7 protein-coding genes are annotated in these 7,834 nt (G+C 45.4%); all 7 read left to right on the top strand.

All coding sequences use genetic code 11. From position 1 onward, the window contains the following. The first annotated feature begins 1 nt into the window (after position 1). Entirely contained in the window at positions 2-1,276 is a 1,275-nt protein-coding gene (gene purD / locus WMO28_RS06200; protein WP_349056390.1) for a phosphoribosylamine--glycine ligase, read from the top strand. Positions 1,277-1,525: 249 nt separating this feature from the next. Further along, positions 1,526-2,299, top strand: a complete 774-nt coding sequence (locus WMO28_RS06205) for an SseB family protein (protein ID WP_178645461.1) — start codon at positions 1,526-1,528, stop codon at positions 2,297-2,299. A gap of 80 nt (positions 2,300-2,379) precedes the next feature. Then, entirely contained in the window at positions 2,380-2,757 is a 378-nt protein-coding gene (locus tag WMO28_RS06210; protein ID WP_178645460.1) for a GntR family transcriptional regulator, read from the top strand. Positions 2,758-2,768: 11 nt separating this feature from the next. Further along, entirely contained in the window at positions 2,769-5,219 is a 2,451-nt protein-coding gene (locus WMO28_RS06215; protein ID WP_349056393.1) for an ATP-dependent Clp protease ATP-binding subunit, read from the top strand. 105 nt (positions 5,220-5,324) lie between these two features. Continuing rightward, positions 5,325-5,738, top strand: coding sequence for an endosialidase (locus tag WMO28_RS06220; RefSeq protein WP_178645458.1), 414 nt, complete (start codon positions 5,325-5,327; stop codon positions 5,736-5,738). Then, positions 5,732-7,105: a DNA repair protein RadA gene (gene radA / locus WMO28_RS06225; RefSeq protein ID WP_349056395.1), complete on the top strand. Its 1,374-nt coding sequence runs from the start codon at positions 5,732-5,734 to the stop codon at positions 7,103-7,105. Before WMO28_RS06220 ends, radA begins: the two co-directional genes overlap by 7 nt. A 129-nt stretch (positions 7,106-7,234) precedes the next feature. Beyond that, positions 7,235-7,468, top strand: coding sequence for a hypothetical protein (locus WMO28_RS06230; RefSeq protein ID WP_349056396.1), 234 nt, complete (start codon positions 7,235-7,237; stop codon positions 7,466-7,468). Positions 7,469-7,834 lie beyond the last annotated feature (366 nt).

Below are 7,834 nucleotides of genomic sequence, written 5' to 3' on the forward strand. Positions count from 1 at the left end.
GATGAAAGTATTAATCGTAGGAAGCGGTGGAAGAGAGCATGCCATTGCATGGAGCGTTGCAAAAAGCCCGAAAGTTGACAAGATCTATTGTGCACCGGGAAATGCCGGAATCGCCGAGTATGCGGAATGTGTAGAGATCGGGGCCATGGAATTTGATAAGCTGGCTGCATTTGCAAAAGAAAAAGAAATTGATCTTACTATTGTTGGAATGGATGATCCGCTTGTGGGTGGAATCGTAGATGTGTTTGAAACAGAGGGCTTAAGAGTGTTTGGTCCACGCAAAAACGCAGCGATCCTGGAAGGCTCCAAGGCATTTTCCAAGGATCTGATGAAAAAATATAATATTCCGACAGCAGCCTATGAGAATTTTGATGATCCGGAGAAAGCTCTTACATACTTAAAGACAGAAGCGAAATTCCCGATTGTTCTGAAAGCTGATGGCCTTGCGCTTGGAAAGGGTGTTCTGATCTGTAAAGATCTTGCAGAGGCGGAGGCCGGAGTCAAGGAGATCATGGAAGATAAAAAATTCGGAAATGCCGGAAATACCATGGTTATTGAGGAATTCATGACAGGACGTGAAGTTTCCGTACTTTCCTTTGTGGACGGAAAGACTATCCGCACGATGACTTCCGCACAGGATCACAAGCGTGCACAGGATGGCGATCAGGGGCTGAATACAGGAGGAATGGGAACCTTTTCTCCGAGCCCGTTTTATACAGAAGAAGTCGATGAGTTCTGTAAGAAATACATTTATCAGAAAACAGTTGATGCCATGGCAGCAGAAGGCCGCCCGTTCCAGGGAATTATTTTCTTTGGTCTGATGCTTACAGCAGATGGTCCGAAGGTTCTGGAATACAATGCAAGATTCGGAGATCCGGAAGCTCAGGTTGTTCTTCCACGTATGGAGAATGACATTGTGGAAGTGATGGAAGCCTGCATCGACGGAAAACTGGATCAGATCGATCTGAAGTTCCAGGATAACGCAGCTGTCTGCGTAGTTCTTGCAAGTGACGGTTATCCGGTGAAATATGAGAAGGGTATTCCAATCCATGGTTTTGAGAACTTCAAGGATAAAGATGGATATTACTGCTTCCATGCAGGAACGAAATTCAAAGATGGTGAGATCGTCACAAACGGAGGACGTGTTCTTGGCATCACAGCCAAGGGAAAAACGCTGAAGGAAGCAAGAAAAAATGCGTACGCTGCCACAGAGTGGATCAGCTTTGCAAACAAATATATGCGTCATGACATAGGAAAAGCAATCGACGAAGCATGATTTTCAGAATTACTGCCCATTTTGTGTGGGCAGTAATTTTTTGCCCTGACAACTTTTTGACTTTTGGTGCTACTTCGACATACACAGCTTGACGGAAGTATAGCTTTCATTGTAAAATAGTAACAACTAGGAACACAGTGAATAGTTATAAAATAATAAAAAAGCTGGATGCTGACAGGGCATAACGGGAATGAACCATTTCCTCTGATGAGGTGTCGCATCCAAACGATGAGGCAGAGAGGACAAAAAATGGGAATCAGTGTAGAAGAAGCAGTGAAAGAACTCAGAAACAGAGATGAAGTATTTGTTGCATATTCTCAGGCAACGAAGCTTCCGTATGTAACCTGTGATGAGGAAACGTTTAACGACCAGGCAAGAATTTTTGCAACTGAGGAAGAAATCAAAGAATATGGTAAGAAGCTCCTGGAGGACAAGGTTCTTCTCATGGGCATGAAATATGAAAAGAAAGATTTTCCAAGACTGTACGGTACACTTTACGCTATTGGCGTAAACAGCGTGATCTGGACAGACGGAGAAGAACAGATCGAGGTAGAGATCGGAAGGATCGCCAGTCAGAGAGACATGAGCAAGATCGAGCCATCCAAGAGACCGCTTCTGAATCCTTCTCTTGAGCTTTCCGGTATTTACTTTATGCAGGAACTCCGCCGTCCGGTGAAACAGGAAGAGCACAATAATCTTCGAGAGCTGGAGGAAGAGCTGGTTGCGAACCTCAGAAAAGCAGAATTTCTGATCGCGATCAACGCAGAGCAGGAAGAAGATGGAAAACTTCATATTCCATATCTCAAAAATAAAGAAGACAAGATCCTTCAGCCTGTATTTACAGATGTTATGGAATTTGAGAAATTCGGAAGAGGAAAGAATCTCCGCGTTGCGAAGGTGGCAATGGACAAGCTTCCGGGCCTTATGATTCCTCAGGCGAGCGCTTATGTGGTAAATCCGCTTGGCTTTAACCTGATCCTGAACAAAGAACAGGTAGAGAAGATCGCAGGAGTCACCAAATAAAAATATAAATCACAGCAGGCTGCCAGGGTAATAGAACTGTGCAGCCTTTTGCTGTTATAGAAGTAAGGAGAGACAGTCCGATGATGATAGAAATCGATTTTAACAGTGATGAGGCAATCTATATGCAGATTACCAATCAGATTATAATGGGGATAGCTACATCAAGGCTTCATGAGGGGGACGCTCTGCCTTCTGTACGGCAGCTTGCAAGCATTGCAGGAATTAACATGCATACCGTGAACAAAGCATATGCGCTGCTTCGTCAGGAAGGCTTTGTGACCATCGACAGACGAAAAGGAGCTGTAATATCTATTGATGCAGATAAGGTCAGAGCATTGGATGAGATGAAGCAGAATCTCACAGTAGCCATGGCCTGGGGATGCTGCAAAAATGTGACAAGAGAAGAGATCCATCAGCTGGTGGATGAGATTTTTGATGAATATGACGCAGACAGATAGGAGGAGACATCATGCAGGAACGATTTACAAAACAGGCACAGAATGTTCTTGCACTGGCAAGACAGGTAGCGGGCTCCTGCGGACATAGCTATATCGGTACGGAGCATCTTCTGATGGGCCTTTTGCGTGAAAAAGAAGGTACAGCCGGCAGGGTGCTTGAAGACTTTGGCATTGATGCAGATAAAGCAATGGCACTGATCGATAAACTGATTGCACCGCCAGGAACAACAGCTGTTGCACAGAAACCGGAATTCAGTCCAAGAACACAGCGTGTACTTGAGAACGCACGTGCAGAGGCGGAATCTATGCATTTTGAGGAGGCAGGAACAGAACATATTCTGCTTGCCATGCTGAAAGAAACAGACTGTGTTGGTACAAGGCTTCTGTATACAATGGGAGCGAACATCCAGAAGCTGTATGCTGCAGTGCTCACGGCCATGGGGATGGACAGCGATGCGATCGCTGAGGAATTTCAGGCGGCAAAAGCAGCGAGAAACAGAAATGGAAGTACAACACCTACGCTGGATCAGTACAGCCGTGATCTGACAGAGATGGCAGAAGAGGGAAAGCTGGATCCTGTTGTAGGACGGGATAAAGAAATTGCACGCCTGATCCAGATTTTAAGCAGAAGAACCAAGAATAATCCATGTCTGGTAGGAGAACCAGGAGTAGGAAAGACGGCTATTGTGGAGGGACTTGCACAGCGGATCGTCACAGGTATGGTTCCGGATACTGTGAAAGATAAGCGGGTAGTTGTTCTGGATCTTTCCGGAATGGTCGCAGGAAGTAAGTACAGAGGTGAATTTGAGGAGCGTATCCGAAATGTGATCGATGAAGTAAGAGAGCAGCAGAGCATTTTGCTTTTTATTGATGAGATCCATACGATTATAGGTGCCGGTGGAGCAGAGGGAGCTCTGGACGCGTCCAATATTCTGAAACCTTCTCTTTCCAGAGGGGAGATTCAGCTGATTGGTGCTACGACTCTTGAGGAATACCGTAAATATATTGAAAAAGACGCGGCACTGGAGAGACGCTTTCAGCCGGTGACAGTGGAAGAGCCGACGGAGGAGGAAGCTGTCGAGATTCTGAAAGGGCTTCGTCCTTATTATGAGAAGCATCACGGAGTGCGGATCCTGGATGAAGCACTTGAAGCGGCTGCAAAAATGTCTGTGCGCTATATCAATGACCGTTTCCTGCCGGATAAGGCAATTGATATCATTGATGAGGCCGCGTCTAAGGTGCAGCTGGCAGGATATCGTCCGTCGCCGGAGGCAGAAGAACTGGAGCGCAGGATCCATGATATCCTCAAGGAAAAAGAACAGGCTGTTGTAAACGCAGACCTCGAAGGCGCAAGAGCAGCTCAGGCAAAACAGAACGAAGCAGAAGAAGAACTGGAAAAGCTTCGCAAAAAAGCAGAGCGCAGAAATAAACGAAAAGCGCTTGAAGTAGATGAGAATGCAGTTGCAGATATTATTTCCGACTGGACGAAGATTCCGGTACAGCGGCTTACAGAAGGAGAGTCCCGCCGTCTTGCGAACCTGGAAAAGGTTCTTAAGAAACGTGTGATCGGACAGGATGAGGCAGTGTCAGCAGTAGCACGCGCAGTAAAACGAGGAAGAGTGGGCTTAAAAGATCCTGCAAGACCAATCGGTTCTTTTCTGTTCCTGGGACCGACAGGAGTTGGAAAAACAGAACTTTCCAAAGCACTGGCAGAGGCAGTGTTTGGCAGCGAACAGGCAATGATCCGTGTTGATATGTCTGAATACATGGAGAAACACAGTGTATCCAAGATGATCGGATCACCGCCAGGATATGTAGGTTATGAGGAGGGCGGCCAGCTCAGCGAGAAAGTCCGCCGTAATCCATACAGTGTGATACTTTTTGATGAGATTGAAAAGGCACATCCGGATGTATTTAATATTCTTCTACAGGTACTTGATGACGGACATATCACTGATGCACATGGAAGAAAGGTAGACTTCAAACAGACGATTATTATCATGACATCCAATGCAGGAGCGCAGATGATCATGGAGCCGAAGCATCTTGGATTCATGTCCGGAAATACAGAGAAACAGAATTATGACAGAATGAGATCAGGGGTTATGGAAGAGGTTCGCCGTATGTTTAAGCCGGAGTTTCTGAACCGAATCGATGAGATCATGGTATTCCATTCTCTGAATAAGGAGAATATCCGTAAGATCGTCACCATTCTTCTGAAAAATCTGGAAAAACGTTGTCAGGAGCAGCTGAACATTACACTGAAAATTACAGGAGCTGCAAAAGATCTTATTGCAGATGCAGGTTTTGACAGCAAATATGGCGCAAGACCTCTTCGTAGAGCGATCCAGACAAAAATAGAAGATGAAATGGCAACAGAGATTCTGGAAGGCCGGATCAAAGCTGGCGACACCGTGCAGGTGAAGGTGAAAGATAAAAAGATCTGCTTTGCGGTAGTCTAATGTGTGAAAAGTACAAGAATTTTGTCACTTTCTATGGAAAAAAAGACAGAAATAAGGTATAATTAAACAAATTATAACAAAAGAATTTCAGGAGGACATAAGATCATGGCAGTGATACAGGAATTGATCCGTACAGAAGATAACGGTACTATTAGTTTTGGAGATTACGAGTTAAGTCAGAAATCCAAACTGTCGGATTATCAGTATCAGGGAGATATGTATAAAGTAAAAACATATAAGGAGATCACCAAGCTTGAGCGCAACGGAATGTTCGTATATGAGTCCGTTCCAGGAACAAGTGTATTTCATCTTGAGCAGGATGGAACTACAATGAGCTTTGAGGTACAGGGATTTGAGGATTCCCAGATCACAGTAGAGCTTGAGGCTGAGACAGAGTATCAGGTATTTATCGATGGAGCGAGCACAGGCACTATGACAACGAATCTGGGCGGTAAGCTTTCATTTAGTGTTGAACTGGACGCGAACACCAAGGCTGAAGTAAAAATCGTAAAATGCTAAAAAATAAAAAAACAGTATATTTCTGCCAGGAGTGCGGGTACGAATCCGCCAAATGGATGGGACAGTGTCCTGCATGTAAGGCATGGAATACATTCGTTGAGGAGACTGTTTCCACAAAGAAAACCGCCTCCTCAAATGCAAAAAATCCACAAAAGAAATCCGATCCGGTAGTTCTCAAAGATATCAGTCTTTCCGCTGATGAACGTCAGAGCTGCGGAATTGGTGAACTGGACAGGGTGCTGGGAGGAGGAATTGTTCCCGGCTCCCTTGTTTTGGTGGGTGGAGATCCCGGAATCGGCAAATCTACGTTGCTTCTCCAGGTCTGTCGTAATCTTTCAGCGCAGGGTGTCTCAGTGCTGTATATTTCGGGTGAAGAATCACTGCGCCAGATCAAACTTCGTGCAGACAGGCTTGGAACATTTAATGATAAATTAAAGTTATTATGCGAGACAAATCTGGAGAATATTCGCGAAGTTATTGAACGGACGAAACCGGATGTGGCTGTTGTGGACTCGATCCAGACCATGTTTCATGAGGATATTACCTCTGCGCCAGGAAGCGTTTCCCAGGTAAGGGAATCCACCAATGTTCTGATGCAGATCGCTAAAGGAATGGGTGTGTCTATTTTTATCGTAGGTCATGTCACGAAAGAAGGAAATGTTGCCGGCCCCCGTGTTCTGGAGCACATGGTGGATACGGTGCTCTATTTTGAAGGAGATAGGCATGCTTCTTATCGGATCCTTCGTGCGGTAAAGAACCGCTTTGGTTCTACCAATGAGATCGGCGTTTTTGAAATGCAGAATACTGGACTAGAGGAAGTGAAAAATCCTTCAGAATTTTTACTGAATGGAAGACCTGAGAATGCTTCCGGATCTGTGGTTGCCTGCTCCATGGAAGGAACCAGACCAATTCTGGTAGAAATTCAGGCACTTGTGTGCCAGAGCAATTTCGGTATTCCGAGGCGAACTGCGGTTGGTACGGATTTTAACCGTGTAAATCTGCTTATGGCAGTTCTGGAGAAAAAGGCAGGGGTTCATCTTGCGTCCTCAGATGCTTATGTGAATATCGCAGGTGGAATGAAGATGACGGAACCGGCAATTGATCTGGGAATCTGCCTGGCGCTCATTTCCAGCTGTAAAGATATTGTGATCCCGGATTCCGTGATGGTTTTTGGAGAGATCGGCTTAAGCGGTGAGGTCCGGGCAGTCAGCATGGCAGGTCAGCGTGTGCAGGAAGCGAAAAAACTTGGCTTTGAGACAGTGATCCTGCCGGAAGTAAACAGAGCAGCTACAGAGAGTATCAAAGGAATCCGGTTGGTGTATGTTGCGGGGATCAGTGATGCGATCTCTTTTATTCGAAATCTGTGAAATAATTGGCAGAAGATAAGATAATAAGTTGGTTACTGAGCAGTCGCTGTATGGATTATATGGCGGCTGCCTTGTGGTTTTGATGGTGGATTTTAATCAGAATTTTTTTAGAAAGGTTGTTTTGAAATAATGGGTATTGGTAATATTGGCAATATGATGAAGATTATGAATGCGTGGAATACATTTAAACAGAATCATCCGAAGTTCCCGGCATTTTGCAGTGCGGTGTCTAAACGTGGAATTCGTGAAGGTAGTATTCTTGAGGTGACGTATATTAGTCCTGAGGGAGAGAAACTTACTACGAATATTAAAGTTTTGCAGAGTGATATTGAATTGCTTAGAGAGATTTCTGGGAATAATTGAGGAAAAATAGGGAATAGATGAGGGGAATAGGAAGGACGCTGCTTTTTTTTGTGGCGTTCTTTCTTTTTGTATTAACGAACGGACGTCAGGGAGATGGAATCTGTCCGTGCAGGCTTCGTCGGGGGATACTACTAAGGCTCTGTGATGCGGCTAAAAGCGTTTTCTAAAAGTCTGAACTCGCTCCTTTGTCGCTCAAACAGCAGACTTTTAGAAAACAACGCCGCCTCCCACAGCCTAAGTAGTATCGACCCTCCTGCAGAGTTGCCCGGCCAGATTCCATCTCCCTGGCTGTTGGTTTATGGGGGGAGGGACGGAAGCGGACGCGGCTTGCGCGTCCTGTCCTGTGAGATGTGGGCGGCGGCGCGT

The organism is Blautia aquisgranensis (genome assembly GCF_040096615.1).
Taxonomy (GTDB): domain Bacteria; phylum Bacillota; class Clostridia; order Lachnospirales; family Lachnospiraceae; genus Blautia_A; species Blautia_A aquisgranensis.

Bases quoted from the DNA above. Each gene is read 5' to 3' on its own strand.
- radA (WP_349056395.1), top strand. From the start codon at position 5,732: ATGCTAAAAAATAAAAAAACAGTATATTTCTGCCAGGAGTGCGGGTAC.
- WMO28_RS06210 (WP_178645460.1), top strand. From the start codon at position 2,380: ATGATGATAGAAATCGATTTTAACAGTGATGAGGCAATCTATATGCAG.
- purD (WP_349056390.1), top strand. From the start codon at position 2: ATGAAAGTATTAATCGTAGGAAGCGGTGGAAGAGAGCATGCCATTGCA.
- WMO28_RS06205 (WP_178645461.1), top strand. From the start codon at position 1,526: ATGGGAATCAGTGTAGAAGAAGCAGTGAAAGAACTCAGAAACAGAGAT.
- WMO28_RS06215 (WP_349056393.1), top strand. From the start codon at position 2,769: ATGCAGGAACGATTTACAAAACAGGCACAGAATGTTCTTGCACTGGCA.
- WMO28_RS06230 (WP_349056396.1), top strand. From the start codon at position 7,235: ATGGGTATTGGTAATATTGGCAATATGATGAAGATTATGAATGCGTGG.
- WMO28_RS06220 (WP_178645458.1), top strand. From the start codon at position 5,325: ATGGCAGTGATACAGGAATTGATCCGTACAGAAGATAACGGTACTATT.